Consider the following 16,706-nt stretch of genomic DNA (forward strand, 5'->3'; position numbering starts at 1 on the left):
GCGGGTGCCGACAGGCTGCCGTAGCGGCAGCCTGGATCCTTGGCGGCCGCGATTACCCGGCGACCAGCTTCTGGATGGCGCCGATGGCGTTGGCGCCATTGAACGGCTTGACGATCCAGCCCTTGACCCCGGCGGCCTTGCCGCGGGTCTTCATGTTGGGGTCGTTCTCGGTGGTCAGCATGATGATGTTGACGGTCTGGTTGCCCAGCTCGCTGCGCACCTTCTCCGCCATGGTCAGGCCGTCCATGTTGGGCATGTTGACGTCCGAGATGATCAGCTTGATGTCGCGGTTGCCCTTGAGCTTGGTCAGGCCATCCTTGCCATCGACGGCGGTTTCCACGCTGAAGTTGTGGGACTTGAGGAACGCGGTGACTTCGTTGCGAATGGCCGCGCTGTCGTCGACTACGAGAATCTGTGCCATGAGGTTCTGCCTTCTATTTATTCGGGAATCGGTGTTGTCGTTCGGGTATTCGGGGTGTCGCGAGTCGGCCCTGCCGAGGCCGGTTCAGAACAGTTCCAGGCAGCCGCTCTCCACCAGGTCCTCGACCTTGTTTTCATCGGCCTCCAGGTACTCCTCGGGGGCCCAGCGGATGTTGAAGATGAACTTCTGATAGAGGGTCACCGGGGCCAGCTTGTCGTGGCGGTCGCGCAGGGTGTACTTGAAGCACAGTTGCGAGCGGTCGGTGCCGAAGGAGATGTATTCCTTGTAGTGGTTGACGGTGATCGGCACGCTGATCCGCGAGGTTTCGCTGACCACCGGCGGGTGCAGCGACAGCAGGCGGGTGCGCAGCCCGCCCCAGGCCAGGTTGGTGATCTCGCTGAGCATGCCCATGACGTCGCGGAAATCGACGTCATGGCTGGCAATCGCGGTGCGCCCATCCTTGATCATCTCGACCATCGGCTGTTCCTCGGACTGCACCATCATGTAGCCGCAGAACCAGGGCGACTCGACCGGCAGCAGGCTGAGGATGTCGCCGTAGGTGAGCTTGTCCTTGACCAGGTAGGGCAGCTCGCAGCTGACCTCGACATCGCGGAACAGCGCCGTCAGGGAGGCGAGGGTGACCTCCTCCATGCGGCGGATCAGCGAGATCGGGTATTCGGTGTTGGCCAGGTACTGGTCGAGCAGCAGCTTGAGGCTGTCCGGGTGCTCGATGTCGTAGGCGCCGGCGATGCCGATGGTCTGGATGGGCTCCAGGTCGTGCAGATCGGCGCGGCCCTCGCGGCGCATGAAGATCGGCAGCTCCCGGCGCAGTTGATGTATGCGCCGGGCCAGTTCGAAGCCGTTCTCGATGCCGGCCGCCGGGTCGGCGCTGTGCTCGGAGATCAGCACGGCGCCGAGGTCGATATTGGCTTCCAGCATTTGCATGCTGGAGCTGTTGGATTGCTTGAGGCCGATCAGGCCATGTTCACTGCAAAACGCCTTGATCTTTCCCTGGGCACTGGCGTTGTCCTCGAAGATCAGCACCTTGCTGACGAGGCGTTTCTCGAAACCGATCATGGTGACGTTTCTCCGCTGCTGGAACGCGCGTCTTTGTGCGCCGCCAGCCCGGAGAAGGACCAGCGGCCGTTTATTGTTATTACCGTCCCTGGGTTGTGCGGGGTGCTGGCGGCATCGTCGCTGATCCCGCCTGGTACTCGCCGGTTGGCGGCGTCCTAGAAGAGCTCCAGTTCGCCGGAGCCATCGGCCTCGTCCACATCGCTGTGGACCGGCTCGTGGTAGTGCTCGAGTTGGAAGTCACCGGCCTGGGCGACGCTGACCATGACGCTGGCGGCGAACAGCGCCGGCTCACTGCTGTTCATCTGCGCCTTGGCGTGGGCGCTGTGCAAGGGCTTGATCGATTCGTAGTGGGCGAGGCTGGAACGCTCGATGAAGTTGGGGGTGGACATGCCCAGTGGCGGGCAGCTGCTCTGCAGGTGGCGCTTGAGCGTGCCGCAGAAGCTGTTGCTCAGCTCCAGCAGGTAGTCCTTGAACACCGACTCGTCGAGGCTCTCGGCGCGCGCGGCGGTGGCCTCGCCGACGAACTGGCGGGTGGTCTGGTCCATGGAGACATGCAGCAGGCAGATGATCCTGAACTTGAACGAGGAGATGGTCAGGACGATGCACTGCTCCTGGCGCACGTCGTCGAGGTTGTCGACCCGGGAAATGACCCAGGGCGTGCTGGCCGAGCAGCCCTTGAGCGTCTGCTCCAGGGTGACCTGCAGCAGCTTGCCGAGGGTGAGGTCGACCATGTGGCTGGCTGCGCGCATGGTCATGCGCCTTCCAGTGCTTGACCCAGGGTGCGGATCTGGCTCTGCACGCCGTGAATCGCCGTGACGATCATGTTGCCGCCGGCCTGGATGTCCTGGAACGCCAGGGTGGTGACCAGGGTGTTCTTGTTCAGGTTGCTGCGGTAGTCCTCGTTCAGCGCGTTGGCGCTGGTCGACAGCTTGCGCACCTCGTCGGCCACCACGGCGAAGCCGCGGCCCGATTCGCCGGCGCGGGCGGCCTCGATGGCGGCGTTGAGGGAGAGGATGGCGATCTGCCCGACGATGTTGCGGAAGTCGCCGATCTGCTTCTGCATGATGTTGTTGTGCACCATGATGCTGCTCATGCCGTCGTGCCAGCGCTCGATGGTGGCGGTGATCTCCAGCAGCTCCTGGACGGCGTTCTCCAGCAGGGCCATCTTGCGCGCCATGTCCTGCAGGCTGGCTTCGCGAGCGCTGTTGAGCTGCTGCAGTTCGCGCTCGAGGAAGCTGCGGCTTGTCTCGTGTTCCTGCACCAGGGCCTGGCGCTCTTGCTGCTGGCGCTGCTGGCAATCGGCCAGTTCCTGCTGGAGCGCCTGCTGCTGCGCGGCGCCCTCGGCGCGGCACTGCTCCAGGGCTTCGGTCGACACCATGTCGCGGCGTTGCCGCTCGCTGTCATTCAGGGCCTGTTGCAGCGCGGCGATGGCGCGTGCGTGCTTGGCGCTGAGTATCCAGAACACCAGCCCGCCGACCAGCGGTATCAGGACAAGGTTGGCTACGAGGAGCAGAGATGAGTCGCCGATCATGATGGTGTCCAGGTGGCGCCGCCTGTTACCGCGCCAAAAAGTAGGAAGACAGACTTGGCGTTCGCCGGGTGGCTCCTGGTTTCGCCGGGGCATGAACAATGTCCCGTGCAGAAGATCCAGTAGCGCCCAGCGTCACCAGCCGCATCCCTGCGATGTACTCGGTCAGAAAGCCGTGATATTGGTTCGAAACAGTGACGCCAAATATCTAACGGCGAATCTACTCTTAGGTCGGCAGGGAAAGCCATCAGCCAAAAGGGTGAGTTCCATCATATTTTTTGATGGTTCGAGCTGACTCATGTGACTTTCTCCTATCGCTGGGCGCCCCGTGCCCCCGCCCGAGTCGAGCGAAAGGCCATCCGCCAGGGCCATGGGCTGGCGCAAGATTGCCTTCTGCGCTTGAGCCCCGGCCCGTCTGCGCCAATACTCAGCCGGCATTCCTTGCGCCCATGGAGGGCTCCATGCGATTGATTCTTGCCGTAATGCCGCTGCTGGCGCTCACCGCGTGTTCGTCTTTCCAGGCGCACCCGGACAAGGTCAGCCCGGTGCCCGAGGAGCGCTTGCTGGCCTACCAGCAACCTGTCGCCGGTGGCGGGGAGCTGGTGGTCAATCGAGACCTGGGCATGCTCGGCGGCGGCTGCTACGTGGCGGTGCTGGTCGACCGCCAGGTGGCGGCGCGCATCGGCGTGGGCGAGAGGGTGCGCCTGCAGGTGCCGAGCGGCACCCGGGTGCTGGGCATCGGCGTCGACAAGCAGGACGACACCCTGTGCGGCATGGGCCGCCTGCGTCGCGAGCTGGCGGTGCCGGTCACGCCGGGCCAGCGCCAGCATTTTCGTATCGTCAGCGAGGCCAAGAGCGGTTTCGATATCCGCCCGGCTACGCCCTGAGCGCAAGCCGGCGCAGCGGGCGCCGGCAGTCACGCCCGGGCTCGCCTAGGCTTTAGCCCATGGTCACTCCCGCTCCCGAAAGCCCGGCTGGCGGCCTGGCGTCCATCGTCACCCTGACCCTGAGTCCGGCGTTGGACATCGCCACCCAGATCGACCGCCTGCGCGCGGACGCCAAGCTGCGCTGCGCCTTACCCGAGTACGCCCCCGGCGGTGGCGGCATCAACGTCGCGCGGGCCATCCACCGCCTCGGCGGCAGCGCCCTGGCGCTGTTTCCCGCCGGCGGTGCCAGCGGCCAGCAGCTGATCGAACTGCTCGACGCCGAGGGTGTGCTCAGCCAGCCCCTGGCGATCGCCGCGCGCACCCGCGAATGCCTCAACGTGGTGGAACAGGCCAGCGGCCAGCAATACCGTTTCGTCCTGCCCGGCGCGAGCCTCAGCGTCGCCGAACAGCAGGATCTGCTGGCGGCCGTGGAGGCGCTGCCAGGGCCGGACTACCTGGTGATCAGCGGCAGCCTGCCGCCGGACCTGGCCATCGACTTCCTGCCGCGCCTGCTGCAGGGCGCCGGCCGGCGCGGGGTGCGCTGCATCCTAGACAGCTCCGGCGATGCACTGCGCCGGGCCCTGGAGGTGGGCGGGATATTCCTGATCAAGCCCAACCTCAACGAGCTGAGCCGCCTGGTCGGGGAGACGATCTGCGGGCCGGAACGGCTCGCCAGCGTCGCCCAGGGCCTGGTGGACCGCGGCAGTTGCGAGCACGTGCTGGTATCGCTCGGCGCCCAGGGCGCGCTGCTGGTCGGCCAGGGCATGAGTGAACGGATCGCCGCGCCGACCGTGCAGCGGCGCAGCACCGTCGGCGCCGGGGACAGCATGGTGGCCGGGGTGACCCTGAAGCTGGCCAGCGGCGCCGGCTGGCGCGAAGCGCTGCGCTACGGAGTGGCAGCCGGCAGCGCGGCGATCATCTGCGACGGCAGTGAACTCTGTCGACTGAGCGACACCGAACGCCTGTTCGCCTGGCTACAGGCCCACGGGCACGGTTGAAGGCGCCGCGCCCACTGGCTGCAACCGGGTAGCGCGGCACTTGCCGCCAGCGGCGCGAGAGTCAGGCGGTCTTGCCGAAGCTGCCCAGCTGATCGATCAGAAGGTTGAGGACATGGCGGCGGGTAACCACACCCAGCACCTTGCGCCTGGCGTCGACCACCGGGTAGCTCTTGGGCTTGTCGCCGAGCATCTGCTGGGCCAGCTCGAGCGGATCGTCATCCAGCTTCACGCACAGCACGTCGGTACGCATGATGTCGCGCACGGTGGCCACGCGTTGGTTGTGGTAGACCACCTGGATGCTCACCTGCAGGCACTCCTGCTCGGAGATCCAGCCCAGCAGCAGCCCCTCGCCATCGACCACCGGACCGCCGAGCATGGCGTGCTTCATCAGTTTGGCGGATGCCGCCACCACCGGCATTTCGGGGTGGATCAGGGCGAAGTCTTTGCTCATGCAGCGGGCGATAGAGGCAGAAATCACGGCGGTACTCCAGTTCGGGTCGGATGGCCTTGCTGAGTGTGGTTGGTGAGGCAGCAGGCTTCAGGGGCCTGGGATGGTGCGGGCCGGGTCGACCTCAGCAAATTTCAGGCCGGGGGGCTGGCGGGCCTGCATTCGCTGGGGCAGGCGCCTGCGATCTGGTCGCTTGATAGAGGTCGCGGCTTCATGGCGGTGCGTCACCGGGCCAATCTGGTGCGCGCCAACGGCGCCTGTCTTCACTGGGCCCAGGGCAGGGGGGAACTCCCATGGCACAGGGCAGTCGGAAAACGGCTGGTCGCATCCGCAGGCCCTGGGAGCGCGCCCAGCAACGCGCGTCGGAGGTCGCCGGGCTGCGGCTTGTCTGGCTTCTGTCGACGCTTTTCTTTATTGTGGCGCCCCGCCGAAAATCCTGAGTAATCAATATGTTGGAAAACAATCTGAGTCAGTTGGAAGAACTTGTCGGTGCCCTGGTGCAGGAGAACAGGGCGCTGCAGGAGGCGAACCAGCAGATTCGCGCCGAACTGGCCCAGCTGAAGGACGAGAACGAGGCCCTGCAGATGAGCGCCCTGGAGCAGGAAGAGCTGCACAGCGCCACGGCGGCGCGCATCCAGGCCCTGGTCGAGCTGGCCGGTCGTAGCGCGCAGGCCGCGCCGAGTGCTGCCCACGCATGAGCCTGGAAGGGGAAACGGTCACGGTCATTTCCATCCTCGGCAATGACTACTGCATCAAGGCGCCTGCCGGTAAACAGCAGGCCCTGAACGAATCGGCGCAGCTGCTCAAGAAGCTTCTGGCGGAGACCAAGGCCGCCTCGCCGTCCTTGATCGGCGACCGCTTGCTGGTGCTGACGGCGTTGAAGCTGTGTGCCCAGCAGGCCGAGATGGAGCAGCGCCATCGCCAGGAACTGCAGCAGCAGGAAGAGCGGTTGAGTAACCGGGTGGCCGACATCGCGAACCTGATCCCGCGTATTGTCGAGGATACGCTGGCCGCGCCGGACGAAGCCGCGGTGGCGCTCCCTGGGCGGGCGCGCTAGGCCCGGCGGGCCGCAGGCGCCCCTGACTGTACCCGCTCGACTGTTGCGCGCAGCGAGCGGCCGGCGCGCTGCGCCTGAGGCCAGGGCTGTTACATCTGGATGATCTCGGCGAGTTCGATACTGCCGCCTGCTGCCAGTATTGGGCAGCGCTGCGCATGCTCGATGGCTGCTTCGGCCGAAGCCGCCTCGATAATGCTGTAGCCACTGGCCGGATTGCTGCCGCCGTTGTGAGTGACCGAGCCATCGCTGTTGACCGTCGTCGACAGGCCAACCGGGTTGCCAGGGTCGCTCACCGCCGCGCCCATGGAGGCAAACCATTCGCCCCAGGCCTGCATTGTCTGGGTTACCTCCTCGGGGGCATTCGGAGTGCTGCCGCCGTGATACACGAACAAATACTTGGCCATCTGCAACCTCCTGCTGAGCCCAAATTTGCTGGACCCTACGTCCATACTCTAGTCGAGCGACAGGCGCCCGAATCGCCAGATGTCGCGCAGCCTTGCCGTGCGAGGCGCACGACAATCCGAAAATCGGAGAGCGTTGGAGATAGATCGTGGGGATCTATCGGAACCGGCGAGTCCTGCAGCGGAACAAGGCCGATAACAATCATGATCCTCGGGATCGATTGAACGCTGGGCCCCCGCTGCGCGAACTACAGAGTGGCCAGGGCGAAGCTGCCCATGACAGGCCGGATATACGAATGCAACCGCACTGACGACAGGCTTGAAAAGCGATTCCTCATCTACTTGTGGGGAGCGTCCATATACACTTGTTAGGGGTGCTGAATGAACCATTTAAGGTACTCAGCTCTCTTTTGTGTCTGCTCTAGAAGACATGCTGTGTAAATTGTACCGAAGCCATTTCCTGTAATTGACTCGTAAGTTTCAAAGTCACAATTTGCATCGCGCTGTTTGATCCAAGCTATTTGTGCTTTCTTAAGGTAGATATCTTGTGTTTCTATACTTGATCCTGACGGCGAACCATTTCCTTTGTATCTGGCAATGAGGGTTTTATACGCAAGATTTAGTTCGGAGTCTGATTTTCTTAATTCCAAGCTCAAGCACTCGTACATTTCTGCTTCGGTATTGGAAGCATTGCACGGATTGCCGGATTTGGCTGATACAGTGGTTATGCTAACGAGAGCAAAACACACACCGCTTGTTGCCGCGAGTTTCCAGTGCATAGTTTCCCTAACGACGCTGTAGAAAATCCTCAAAACCACTCCCGCTATCAAGGCTCACAGCGCCTCTTTTGAGAAGCTGCGCGCGCATCTGGCGATGGGGGTTCTTGGAGGATAGGTGAGTGGTTGGCCATTCACGGGCTGTGCTGGGGCACGTGAGGGGGGCTTGGAAGCGCTTCTGCAGGCTGTTCGTCATGACTAGGTTCCGCAGCGAGCCAGTTTTTCGATGTTGTGGGTGACGCAGTAGAGCTTCCATTGGCCGTCCACCCGTTCGCGCCCACGCAGGCTGAAGCGATCCAGGCGCTTGTTGTGGCGCAGGTTGCCGAACACCGGCTCCACGGTGGCGAAGCGGCGGGTGATCATCTCGCGACCTTGCGGGCTGTCGATGCGGCGGCGCATGCGGGTTAGCGCGTTGTCTGGCGCGGCCTTGGGCAAGCAGAAGGTGACCTGGCGCGCTGCGGTTTTCTCCGGCGTGCGCAGGCATTGTTTGCGTTGCAGGCAGCTCAGGCAGTCGCGCAGCGCGCCCTTGAACTTGATCGCCGGCTGGCCCTTGATCAAACAGTTGCTGCCGTTGCCATAGAGCTGTTTGCCCGCCGGGCAGGTGCAGGTTTGCTGGATCGGATCGAAGTGGAAATCGGCTGGGCTGTAGCGCCTGCTCGTGCGCGGTTTGGCGCTTTTGTCCCAGAGCGGGTCGGGTTTCTCTGTATGCAGAGCTTGCCCGGCATAGCGTGAATCGCGCTTGCGATAGCCGTTATCGGGAATAAAGGCGGCGATGCCGGCGGCCTCCAATTGTTCCAGCGCCTTGCGGCTGTGGTAACCGGCATCGGCGGTGTAGCAGGTGGTTGGGGTGCGCCACGCGGCAGTGGCCGCCACCACGGGCGTGAGCAGCGCCTGCTCCGAACCGGTGCCATGGGCCTGGGCATCGACGATGATCTGCGCCTGCTCATCCACCGTGGCCACGCCGGTATAGCCCTGGACCACGCCCTTGCTGGTGGCCATCTTGGCCGAGTCGTTATCGGTGCGGTTGGAGAGATTGACCCGGCCTTTGGCCCCTTTTCGGTCGTCGGGGTTTTCGCTGAGCCAGCTGCGCAGTTGGCGGGCATTGGCTTGCAGGCGCTCCAGCTTGCGGGCGGCCCGCAAGTCGTCATCCTCGGGCTGTCTATCGCACTGCCGCTGACGTTCAATCATGGCCTGCGCGGCTTTCTCCATCTTCTCGGCCTGGCGCAGGAAGTCGGCACGGGTGCCGCTCTTGGCCTTGCTGGCGTTGCTCGGCAACTTGACGCCGTCGATGGCGAACATCTCACGGCCAATCAGGCCCTGCCGATCACACACGGTGAGCACCTGGGCGAACAGCTTGGCGGCCAGCTCGCCCATGGCGGAGACGAAGTGGGCCAGGGTCGTGAAGTGCGGCTGGCTGTCACCGGAAATGGCCATGAACAGCACATGATCACGGCAGGCGGCCGCTATCTTGCGGCTGCTGATGATGCCGCGACTGTAGGCCAGCAGAACGATCTTCAGCAGCACGGCCGGGTCGTAGGCCGGTGCGCCTTCGACACTGTTGCGGTAACGGGCGTGGAAGTCGGAAAGATCCAGTTCGTGATCGACCAGGTAGCTCAGGGCGTGCTCGAAGGTGCCAGGCAGCAACTGCTTGTCGAAGTCGATGGGGAGGAGCTTGAGGCCCCTGTGAACGGTCTTGAATCGAGGCATTGCCCCACGCCTCCCTGCGATTGAATACGCTGAAGGTTATCAGTCTGTACAAGAGGTGGCAGCAGGTTTTTCTACAGCCTCAACGATTAAGCTAAGGGGCCGGCTTTAGCCGGTCCCAGTGAGCGCAGCGAGCGATTTGAACCACTAGTTAGAGGACACTACGCTGGCTTCGTAACAGATTGCCGAAGGAGGCCGATAGTGCGAACAAAAATGAATAGGTTCCAATCATAAAGGCTGCTCGGATTAACTGTAAATATTTGGTTGTTAAGTCGTGAGTTTGGCCGCTTATTAAGGCAATGCCGACAATGCTGAATGCTACTCCATATAGTGCGCCTGCAAGAGCTCCGTTTTTAATTGGATTGGCATTGCATAAATAACCTACAAGTGCGCCACCTATGAACCATGAGGTTATTGAAATAGGCTGGTGAGCTGAGTTTACAATCAGTGCAATAATTTCGTTTGATATGTCCTCAACGAGGAAGCTATGCCATTTAAGCAATGGCCTGGATATTAAATAGATAACTAAGGAAGCTACAAGTCCTTTTGATACTGCACGATAATCCATATGTCCTCTAACGTTTGGTTAAGGGGCGGGCTTTAGCCCGTCCCAGTGAGCGAAGCGAGCGGTTTGAACCAGTTGTTAGGGGCTGGCTCATTGGGTGTAATACATAAGTGAAAATGGCCCGCAGTAAATAACAGTGTTGCAGAAGGCTTGCTGGGAAATAATGAAGCCAAGCAGGGTTCCAGTGAAACCAAGAAGCGTGTATGAGCTTATGGATTTTGCCTTGCTTATTTTTAGATAAGTAAGGGTGATTATTGCACCAGCAGAGGCGCCTAAAGAACCTAGTAAATAATCAAGCCCTCTATGACCATGGCGTGGCCAGATCATGTCATTGAGCATGCTCATAGCAAGTGTTAGTGAAAATGCTAGACATATGCCCGTTAGGAAGAAAGGGGCAGGCCTGGCAAGGCCGCAGGCCATAATGCACGCAGCTGGAATGATGAATATAGGAAGATAGTCGTATTTCAGGCTCCATAAGCCAGAGTATATGGTGCTATCAATTCCATAGTGCAGTAATGGTATTAGCGCCAGAATTAACAATCCATATGTCATGTCGCGTAGATGAAGCATGGTTGTCCCTAACGTTTGGTTAAGGGGCGGGCTTTAGCCCGTCCCAGCGAGCGCAGCGAGCGATTTGAACCAATTGTTAGAGGCTCGGATGTGCGCATAATTTAAAGCACCGCTTTCCTGCTTGTAGCGCGTTGCGCGATTAACCTGGCGAAACGCAATAAATTTAATGTATCGATGCTGCTGACGAACCGCTGTAAACCCGAAAGTAGTGGAGCAATTTTACGAATGTACGCGGTGCAAAAACAAATAAGAAGAATACAAATGGTAACTCCGCCCTAACCAGCTTGGGGAAGTGGGGTTTTTTTTGAACAAAAAAGATGACGCTTTATCAAAACCCGAGTTCATGGCTTTGTTAGAGCTCATTAGCCGCCCCATATTATTACAATAGCCTTTTTGTTAGCGCCTGCCCTTTTTAGAAACTGAAACATTGAGTCGAAAAGCCAAAAATCTGGTGTGCAATTGACATTGTCAAGTAACTTTTCGAAATATGGTTTCGGTTTCTTTTCGAGTTCTTTAACAATTGAGGAGATCATGTCTTTGCCGATAAATACAACGTCAGGATCGTCATATTCATTTGGCTCTGCCCGTAGTTCACCTTGGAACAGTAAATTCAAGGGTTGTTCTTCGTTCTTCAAGGCTAATACCCAGGCAGGTATTGATTCTTCAGCATCACATGATTCACTATTCTGAATCTCGATTTCTCCTAAAGCATCATACCAATCACTTTTCGTTATCCTTCCTTCGAAGAACGATCGAGCTTCATCGTCAATTATGTAAAATGTTCCGAAACTCATAATTGCCTCTAACTAAAATTAGACACCAAGCGGTGCGTTTAAACGCGCCATTTGGTGGATAACGTTCCTTGTCGCCTTTGGCCTTCCTTGTCTATTCTGGGGGTTCCAGCGGGATGCTGGGATCAGAAGGGAGTTATACACCATGGACGGCAAGCCCAAACTGCTCGATCAACTGCGCGAACAGATCCGCGTGCGACATTATTCGATTCGTACGGAAGCTGTCTATCTGCACTGGGTCCGGCAGTTCATCCGATTCCAGAAGTTGCGCCACCCGGCGGACATGGGCGCGGAGGAGGTCGAGCAGTTCCTGTCTTATCTGGCGGTGCAGCGTACGGTGTCGGCGTCGACGCAGAACCAGGCGTTGGCGGCGCTGCTGTTTCTTTACAAGCAGGTGTTGCGCATCGAGTTGCCCTGGCTGGATGGGGTGGTGCGCGCCAAGCGGCCCGAGCGCCTGCCGTTGGTATTGAGTCGCGAGGAGACGCAGCGTCTGTTGGCGCAGTTCTCCGGCGAGGTGGGCCTGATCACTGGCCTGTTGTACGGATCGGGCATGCGCTTGATGGAGGCGGTGAGACTGCGGGTCAAGGATGTGGATTTCCAGCGCCGCGAGATTCTGGTGCGCGACGGCAAGGGCATGAAGGACCGGGTTACGCTGCTGCCGGACTCGCTGCGCGACGGGCTGCAGGCGCATCTGGCCTGGGTCAAGGCGCAACACGAGCGGGATCTGGCCGAGGGCTTCGGCGAGGTCTATCTGCCGTTCGCCCTGGCGCGCAAATATCCCGCGGCGCCGCGGGAGTGGGGTTGGCAGTATGTGTTTCCGGCATCGCGCCGTTCGATCGACCCGCGCTCGGGCGCGGAGCGTCGTCATCATTTCAATGAGCAGCAGGTGCAGCGCGCTTTCAAGCCGGCGTTGCGCGCGGCGGGGATCATCAAGCCGGCCACACCGCATACCTTGCGTCACTGCTTCGCCACCCATCTGCTGGAGAGCGGTCAAGATATCCGCACGGTGCAGGAGCTGTTGGGCCACGCCGATGTGAAGACCACGATGATCTATACCCATGTGCTCAATCGCGGCGGGCTCGGGGTGCTGAGCCCGCTGGATCGCTGAGGCGCCGTCTATAGCCCTGGTGGGGCAGCCCCTAAGGCCGGCAGTGCCGGCAGCGGCGAGGGTTGAGGTCGGTCAGGTCACGCAGCGTAGCCGGTGTCGACGCCATGGCGTTGTTGCGCGACATTGAGGCGAAGTCTGCATGGCTATGCCGATTTAGGCGTTACCCACATGGTGATCACTGCCCGAAAAACGGCCACTCCCGCTTGGTCCTTGACCTCGACATTAACCTTGTAGTCGCCGGGCGCCGACCAGTCCGGCTGCGATTCGGGTGTGGCGACCGCGGTCAGGTCGGACGTGGCTTTCTTCAGGTATTCGACCGTCATGCCCTTGGGTATCCAGCGGTGCGTTCGCGGGACTGTCACCTCGGTCATGGTTCCACCGGCCAGTTCAGCCATGTTGCACATGGCAATGGCATGCACGGTGCCCAGGTGGTTGAGCACGGCGCGGCGCTTAGGGATCGATACTTCGCAGTACTCGGGCCTCAGTGCCTCGAACCGAGGGCGAATGCTGGCAAAGTAGGGCGCCTTGAAACACAGGAGCCGGGAGAAGGCCCATTTGCCAGCGGGCTTGCTGGAGAAGCGTTGCCAAATCGCCAATGTGCCTGTACTCATCGCCACGCGCTCTATGTAAAATACGGAATATTATTCTAGAGTATTGTTCTATGCCTGTGTCAAGCTACGATTACTCAGCCGCGCTGGCGGCCCTGGAACGCGTCGAGCCCGGCGACCGCCGATCGAACAAGCGGCACATCATGGCCTGTGCGCTGGCGTGCTTCGACGAAATGGGCCTCGAGTCGACCAAGATTGAGGACATTCGCCTGCGCGCCGAAAGCAGCATCGGCTCGATCTATCACCATTTCGGCAACAAGGAGGGTCTGGTGGCGGCACTCTACTTTGCCGCGCTAGACGATCAGTTGGCCCTGGTGCAGCCCCGCATAGAAGGTTCCAGCACGCCACGTGAGGCGGTTGAGGCCTTGATCCGGACGTACCTGGCCTGGGTTGAGCAGCAACCGGAGCTGGCCCGCTTTATCTCTCAGGCGCGCCATGCGGTGGCTTCGGGGCCGCGCCAGGACGACCTGGCCGCGCGCAACCGGCGCCGCTATGGCGCCTTGCTCGAATGGTTGGGCAAAGGGGTGGATGCCGGGGTGATCCGCAAGCTACCCCGTGAGGTCTATGCCTCGCTGTTGATCGGCCAAGCAGAAAACTACTGCCGTGCCTGGTTGTCGGGACGGGTCAAAGGCGCTCCTACCGTGCACGCTGATATCTTCGCCGATGCCGCATGGCGTTCGATCGCCGAGGCCGTGAGCGGCTAGCTCGCTGGGGCGCAGGGCGCGCCGTCTATAGCCGCCCTTGGCGGCGCAGGCGGCGCAACACCCAGCGTCGATAGCACCAGGACAGCAGTGGTTTGAGGCCGGGCAGGCCGAGCAGCCAGGCCAGCGGACGCAGCCTCGGCGTGCGCCTCATCAGCAGGATATAGGCGTCGAGCTCGCGGTGGATGCGGCCCTGGTCATCCTCTACATGCAGTTCGGTGAGGGCGCGGTAGGGATCGATGCCGGCGGCGCGCAGCTGGTTCTCCTGGCCGGTGATGTCGACCCATTCGACGCTGTCGTCGTGCTGCGCGAGTCGTTCGTAGCGGCGGCGGTCGGCCACGCAGCGCGGGCAGGCGCCGTCGTAATAGACCTTGAGTCGGGCCATGGGCTTGGCCTGGTGGCGGGGCTTGTCTTAAGTCTAGCGGGGGCGGGGTGGGCAAGCCCCTTCCCGTGATGGGAAGGGGCGGGGCAAGTCAGATCAGCTCGGCCCACATGTCGTATTCGTCGGCGTCGACGATGCGCACGCGCACCTTGTCGCCGGGCTTGACCGCGGTGCTTTCGATGAACACGCTGCCGTCGATTTCCGGGGCGTCGGCGTAGCAGCGCGCGACGGCGCCCTGGTCGTCGACCTCATCGATCAGCACCTCCATTTCCTTGCCGACCTTCAGCTGCAGGCGGGCGGTGCTGATGGCCTGCTGGTGGGCCATGAAGCGGTCCCAGCGATCCTGCTTGACCTCGTCCGGCACCGGGTTGTCCAGCAGGTTGGCCGGGGCGCCGTCCACCGGCGAGTACTGGAAGCAGCCGACGCGGTCGAGCTGGGCCTCGGTCAGCCAGTCGAGCAGGTACTGGAAGTCTTCCTCGGTTTCGCCGGGGAAGCCGACGATAAAGGTCGAGCGGATGGTCAGCTCCGGGCAGATCTCGCGCCAGGCCTTGATACGGGCCAGGGTCTTGTCCTCGAAGGCCGGGCGCTTCATGGCCTTGAGCACCTTCGGGCTGGCGTGCTGGAAGGGGATGTCGAGGTAGGGCAGCAGCTTGCCGGCGGCCATCAGCGGGATCAGCTCGTCGACGTGCGGATACGGGTAGACGTAGTGCAGGCGCACCCACACGCCCATGGAGGACAGCGCCTCGCACAGCTCGGTCATGCGGGTCTTCACCGGCTGGCCGTTCCAGAAGTCGGTCTTGTACTTCATGTCGACTCCGTAGGCGCTGGTGTCCTGGCTGATCACCAGCAGTTCCTTGACCCCGGCCTTGACCAGGCGCTCGGCCTCGCTGAGCACCTCGCCGACCGGGCGGCTGACCAGCTTGCCGCGCATCGAGGGGATGATGCAGAAGCTGCAGCTGTGGTTGCAGCCTTCGGAAATCTTCAGGTAGGCGTAGTGGCGCGGCGTCAGCTTGACGCCCTGGGGCGGCACCAGGTCGATCAGCGGGTTGTGCTCCTTGCTCGGCGGCACCACTTCGTGCACGGCGTTGAGCACCTGCTCGTACTGCTGCGGGCCGGTGACCGACAGCACGCTGGGGTGCACGTCGCGGATCGCACTCTCTTCCACGCCCATGCAGCCGGTGACGATGACCTTGCCGTTCTCGGCGATGGCCTCGCCGATCACCTCCAGGGATTCGGCCTTGGCGCTGTCGATGAAGCCGCAGGTGTTGACCACCACTACGTCGGCGTCTTCATAGGTCGGCACGACCTCGTAACCTTCCATGCGCAGCTGGGTCAGGATGCGTTCGGAGTCCACCAGGGCCTTGGGGCAACCCAGTGAAACGAATCCGACTTTTGGCGTGGCAGGGGTGGACATGCGGCTGACCTCAGGCTTTGGAGGATGGGCGCGAAAGGCGCCGTTGATCAAAAAGTGCGCAATTCTAGCGGCGGATCGCCGGCTTGACCAGCGCCGCGAGCGATTGCGCGTCGTGGCTGATCATAAGAGGGCGGCCGGTGAGCGGCTCCGAAGGTCGCCAGTCCCAGCATGAAGTGCCACTGCATAAGCAGGGTGCGGGCGTCGCTGCCCTTGGGGAAGTAACCCTTGGACTCGATGCAGGCGTAGACCGCCGCGATCGGCAGCTTCAACCAGTGCAGGGCAATCGACAGGCTGCCGTAACGGACTTCGGTGTTTTCCAGGGCATGGGTTGTCTGTCTCCTACGCCTACGCCTGCGGAGCAGAGGCTAGCGGGGAGGAAGTCGGGAAATCGTCAGGGAGGTGCTGCGGGGTTGTGGCGAGCGCTGAAACGAAAAAGGCCACTCGATTGAGTGGCCTTTTCGGGTATTTGGTTGCGGGAGCAGGATTTGAACCTACGACCTTCGGGTTATGAGCCCGACGAGCTACCAGACTGCTCCATCCCGCGCCGGCCATTCTATATAGATACGCGCTTCTGTCAATCGATTTCTATATTTCAATCAATTATTTAAATAGCTTAATCGGACGCAAACGAAAAAGGCCACTCGATTGAGTGGCCTTTTCGGGTATTTGGTTGCGGGAGCAGGATTTGAACCTACGACCTTCGGGTTATGAGCCCGACGAGCTACCAGACTGCTCCATCCCGCGCCGGCCATTCTATATAGATACGCGCTTCTGTCAATCGATTTCTATATTTCAATCAATTACTTAAATAGCTGAATCGGACGCAAACGAAAAAGGCCACTCGATTGAGTGGCCTTTCCGGGTATTTGGTTGCGGGAGCAGGATTTGAACCTACGACCTTCGGGTTATGAGCCCGACGAGCTACCAGACTGCTCCATCCCGCGGCGGCCATTCTATAGTTTAGAGGCAGGCTGTCAACCTTTAGTTCGGTTAAAAACTGTTGTTTGTTCATACGCTTAGCGTTGCTGGGCACTCACGAAAGCGCTGTCGGCCTGATCTGCCGGGCCTTTGCGGGAGGATCGGGCGGGGCGAGGTTCCCTCAGGAAAGTCGACATTTATCGATTGTCTGGCTGGCCGGCGTAGCCGATGGCGTTGCGCTTGGGCTAGAGTCCGGGGCCATTCGGCGCCGCTCAGCCTGTTGTCCGCCCGCCGCACCTTGAGTTACAGATTC

At 61.1% G+C, this 16,706-nt stretch carries 18 protein-coding genes, 3 tRNA genes and 3 pseudogenes; 6 read left to right on the forward strand and 18 right to left on the reverse strand.

Translation table 11 applies throughout. The annotated features are described in order from the left end of the window. Positions 1–52 precede the first annotated feature (52 nt). The 4 genes and pseudogenes from LPB260_RS11555 to LPB260_RS29350 all read right to left on the reverse strand — a co-directional run. Positions 53–421, reverse strand: a complete 369-nt coding sequence (locus LPB260_RS11555) for a response regulator (RefSeq protein WP_208708872.1) — start codon at positions 419–421, stop codon at positions 53–55. An 84-nt stretch (positions 422–505) separates the two neighbouring features. Continuing rightward, complete coding sequence (locus LPB260_RS11560; protein WP_208708873.1) at positions 506–1,498, reverse strand: chemotaxis protein CheX; 993 nt, start codon at positions 1,496–1,498, stop codon at positions 506–508. 155 nt (positions 1,499–1,653) lie between these two features. Continuing rightward, positions 1,654–2,253 carry a hypothetical protein gene (locus LPB260_RS11565; RefSeq protein WP_208708874.1) on the reverse strand — a complete coding sequence of 200 codons (600 nt, stop codon included), beginning with the start codon at positions 2,251–2,253 and terminating at the stop codon, positions 1,654–1,656. Positions 2,254–2,422: 169 nt separating this feature from the next. Further along, positions 2,423–3,122: pseudogene (locus LPB260_RS29350) on the reverse strand (methyl-accepting chemotaxis protein); the annotation flags it as partial. 365 nt (positions 3,123–3,487) lie between these two features. Here LPB260_RS29350 and LPB260_RS11575 point away from each other — a divergent pair. Both LPB260_RS11575 and LPB260_RS11580 read left to right on the forward strand, forming a co-directional pair. Then, on the forward strand, positions 3,488–3,913 hold the full coding sequence (locus LPB260_RS11575; RefSeq protein WP_208708875.1) for a 3-isopropylmalate dehydratase: 426 nt from the start codon (positions 3,488–3,490) through the stop codon (positions 3,911–3,913). 59 nt (positions 3,914–3,972) lie between these two features. Further along, positions 3,973–4,950, forward strand: a complete 978-nt coding sequence (locus LPB260_RS11580; RefSeq protein WP_256625609.1) for a 1-phosphofructokinase family hexose kinase — start codon at positions 3,973–3,975, stop codon at positions 4,948–4,950. Between the two features lie 61 nt (positions 4,951–5,011). Here LPB260_RS11580 and LPB260_RS11585 read toward each other — a convergent pair whose 3' ends face one another. Continuing rightward, positions 5,012–5,428, reverse strand: a complete 417-nt coding sequence (locus tag LPB260_RS11585) for a CBS domain-containing protein (RefSeq protein WP_218281516.1) — start codon at positions 5,426–5,428, stop codon at positions 5,012–5,014. 419 nt (positions 5,429–5,847) lie between these two features. Here LPB260_RS11585 and LPB260_RS11590 point away from each other — a divergent pair, with 419 nt between their 5' ends. Together LPB260_RS11590 and LPB260_RS11595 are read left to right on the forward strand one after the other, a co-directional pair. Next, positions 5,848–6,096, forward strand: a complete 249-nt coding sequence (locus LPB260_RS11590) for a hypothetical protein (RefSeq protein ID WP_208708876.1) — start codon at positions 5,848–5,850, stop codon at positions 6,094–6,096. Continuing rightward, positions 6,093–6,383: pseudogene (locus tag LPB260_RS11595) on the forward strand (cell division protein ZapA); the annotation flags it as partial. The gene LPB260_RS11590 and the pseudogene LPB260_RS11595, both read left to right, overlap by 4 nt. A gap of 161 nt (positions 6,384–6,544) precedes the next feature. On the opposite strand, the gene LPB260_RS11600 reads toward LPB260_RS11595, so the two are convergent. The 6 genes from LPB260_RS11600 to LPB260_RS11625 form a co-directional block, all read right to left on the reverse strand. Next, entirely contained in the window at positions 6,545–6,859 is a 315-nt protein-coding gene (locus LPB260_RS11600; RefSeq protein WP_208708878.1) for a YciI family protein, read from the reverse strand. A 365-nt stretch (positions 6,860–7,224) separates the two neighbouring features. Next, complete coding sequence (locus LPB260_RS29355) at positions 7,225–7,635, reverse strand: lysozyme inhibitor LprI family protein (RefSeq protein ID WP_208708879.1); 411 nt, start codon at positions 7,633–7,635, stop codon at positions 7,225–7,227. A gap of 195 nt (positions 7,636–7,830) precedes the next feature. Beyond that, the gene (locus LPB260_RS11610; protein ID WP_208708880.1) at positions 7,831–9,339 is read right to left on the reverse strand and encodes a transposase; all 1,509 of its coding nucleotides are present in this window, start codon (positions 9,337–9,339) and stop codon (positions 7,831–7,833) included. Positions 9,340–9,487: 148 nt separating this feature from the next. Continuing rightward, positions 9,488–9,904, reverse strand: a complete 417-nt coding sequence (locus LPB260_RS11615) for a DUF5518 domain-containing protein (protein WP_208708881.1) — start codon at positions 9,902–9,904, stop codon at positions 9,488–9,490. A gap of 87 nt (positions 9,905–9,991) precedes the next feature. After that, positions 9,992–10,471: a hypothetical protein gene (locus LPB260_RS11620; protein ID WP_208708882.1), complete on the reverse strand. Its 480-nt coding sequence runs from the start codon at positions 10,469–10,471 to the stop codon at positions 9,992–9,994. Between the two features lie 362 nt (positions 10,472–10,833). Continuing rightward, positions 10,834–11,265 (reverse strand): hypothetical protein, encoded by a 432-nt coding sequence (locus tag LPB260_RS11625; protein ID WP_208708883.1) that lies wholly within the window; start codon positions 11,263–11,265, stop codon positions 10,834–10,836. Positions 11,266–11,407: 142 nt separating this feature from the next. Here LPB260_RS11625 and LPB260_RS11630 point away from each other — a divergent pair, with 142 nt between their 5' ends. After that, complete coding sequence (locus LPB260_RS11630; protein WP_208708884.1) at positions 11,408–12,370, forward strand: integron integrase; 963 nt, start codon at positions 11,408–11,410, stop codon at positions 12,368–12,370. Positions 12,371–12,513: 143 nt separating this feature from the next. Here LPB260_RS11630 and LPB260_RS11635 read toward each other — a convergent pair whose 3' ends face one another. Then, positions 12,514–12,981 (reverse strand): hotdog fold domain-containing protein, encoded by a 468-nt coding sequence (locus LPB260_RS11635; RefSeq protein WP_208708885.1) that lies wholly within the window; start codon positions 12,979–12,981, stop codon positions 12,514–12,516. A gap of 50 nt (positions 12,982–13,031) precedes the next feature. Here LPB260_RS11635 and LPB260_RS11640 point away from each other — a divergent pair, with 50 nt between their 5' ends. Beyond that, positions 13,032–13,682, forward strand: a complete 651-nt coding sequence (locus tag LPB260_RS11640) for a TetR/AcrR family transcriptional regulator (RefSeq protein ID WP_208708886.1) — start codon at positions 13,032–13,034, stop codon at positions 13,680–13,682. A gap of 25 nt (positions 13,683–13,707) precedes the next feature. Here LPB260_RS11640 and LPB260_RS11645 read toward each other — a convergent pair whose 3' ends face one another. From LPB260_RS11645 to LPB260_RS11665, 6 genes and pseudogenes are all read right to left on the reverse strand, one after another. Continuing rightward, the gene (locus tag LPB260_RS11645; protein WP_208708887.1) at positions 13,708–14,064 is read right to left on the reverse strand and encodes a thiol-disulfide oxidoreductase DCC family protein; all 357 of its coding nucleotides are present in this window, start codon (positions 14,062–14,064) and stop codon (positions 13,708–13,710) included. 88 nt (positions 14,065–14,152) lie between these two features. Beyond that, complete coding sequence (gene rimO, locus LPB260_RS11650) at positions 14,153–15,475, reverse strand: 30S ribosomal protein S12 methylthiotransferase RimO (RefSeq protein WP_208708888.1); 1,323 nt, start codon at positions 15,473–15,475, stop codon at positions 14,153–14,155. Positions 15,476–15,624: 149 nt separating this feature from the next. After that, positions 15,625–15,795 (reverse strand): annotated as a pseudogene (locus LPB260_RS29035) (cytochrome B); the annotation flags it as partial. Positions 15,796–15,942: 147 nt separating this feature from the next. Beyond that, positions 15,943–16,019 (reverse strand) — tRNA-Met (locus LPB260_RS11655). 123 nt (positions 16,020–16,142) lie between these two features. Beyond that, positions 16,143–16,219 (reverse strand) — tRNA-Met (locus LPB260_RS11660). A gap of 123 nt (positions 16,220–16,342) precedes the next feature. Beyond that, a tRNA-Met gene (locus LPB260_RS11665) sits at positions 16,343–16,419 on the reverse strand. Positions 16,420–16,706: the final 287 nt, after the last annotated feature.

This window comes from Pseudomonas sp. LPB0260, assembly GCF_013388395.1.

What these genes read in the sequence shown, in the direction of transcription:
- LPB260_RS11575 (WP_208708875.1), top strand. Translation starts at nt 3,488, where the DNA reads ATGCGATTGATTCTTGCCGTAATGCCGCTGCTGGCGCTCACCGCGTGT.
- LPB260_RS11645 (WP_208708887.1), bottom strand. Translation starts at nt 14,064, where the DNA reads ATGGCCCGACTCAAGGTCTATTACGACGGCGCCTGCCCGCGCTGCGTG.
- LPB260_RS11565 (WP_208708874.1), bottom strand. Translation starts at nt 2,253, where the DNA reads ATGACCATGCGCGCAGCCAGCCACATGGTCGACCTCACCCTCGGCAAG.
- LPB260_RS11615 (WP_208708881.1), bottom strand. Translation starts at nt 9,904, where the DNA reads ATGGATTATCGTGCAGTATCAAAAGGACTTGTAGCTTCCTTAGTTATC.
- LPB260_RS11620 (WP_208708882.1), bottom strand. Translation starts at nt 10,471, where the DNA reads ATGCTTCATCTACGCGACATGACATATGGATTGTTAATTCTGGCGCTA.
- LPB260_RS11560 (WP_208708873.1), bottom strand. Translation starts at nt 1,498, where the DNA reads ATGATCGGTTTCGAGAAACGCCTCGTCAGCAAGGTGCTGATCTTCGAG.
- LPB260_RS11600 (WP_208708878.1), bottom strand. Translation starts at nt 6,859, where the DNA reads ATGGCCAAGTATTTGTTCGTGTATCACGGCGGCAGCACTCCGAATGCC.
- LPB260_RS11635 (WP_208708885.1), bottom strand. Translation starts at nt 12,981, where the DNA reads ATGAGTACAGGCACATTGGCGATTTGGCAACGCTTCTCCAGCAAGCCC.
- LPB260_RS11580 (WP_256625609.1), top strand. Translation starts at nt 3,973, where the DNA reads ATGGTCACTCCCGCTCCCGAAAGCCCGGCTGGCGGCCTGGCGTCCATC.
- rimO (WP_208708888.1), bottom strand. Translation starts at nt 15,475, where the DNA reads ATGTCCACCCCTGCCACGCCAAAAGTCGGATTCGTTTCACTGGGTTGC.
- LPB260_RS11590 (WP_208708876.1), top strand. Translation starts at nt 5,848, where the DNA reads ATGTTGGAAAACAATCTGAGTCAGTTGGAAGAACTTGTCGGTGCCCTG.
- LPB260_RS11625 (WP_208708883.1), bottom strand. Translation starts at nt 11,265, where the DNA reads ATGAGTTTCGGAACATTTTACATAATTGACGATGAAGCTCGATCGTTC.
- LPB260_RS11610 (WP_208708880.1), bottom strand. Translation starts at nt 9,339, where the DNA reads ATGCCTCGATTCAAGACCGTTCACAGGGGCCTCAAGCTCCTCCCCATC.
- LPB260_RS11555 (WP_208708872.1), bottom strand. Translation starts at nt 421, where the DNA reads ATGGCACAGATTCTCGTAGTCGACGACAGCGCGGCCATTCGCAACGAA.
- LPB260_RS11640 (WP_208708886.1), top strand. Translation starts at nt 13,032, where the DNA reads ATGCCTGTGTCAAGCTACGATTACTCAGCCGCGCTGGCGGCCCTGGAA.
- LPB260_RS29355 (WP_208708879.1), bottom strand. Translation starts at nt 7,635, where the DNA reads ATGCACTGGAAACTCGCGGCAACAAGCGGTGTGTGTTTTGCTCTCGTT.
- LPB260_RS11630 (WP_208708884.1), top strand. Translation starts at nt 11,408, where the DNA reads ATGGACGGCAAGCCCAAACTGCTCGATCAACTGCGCGAACAGATCCGC.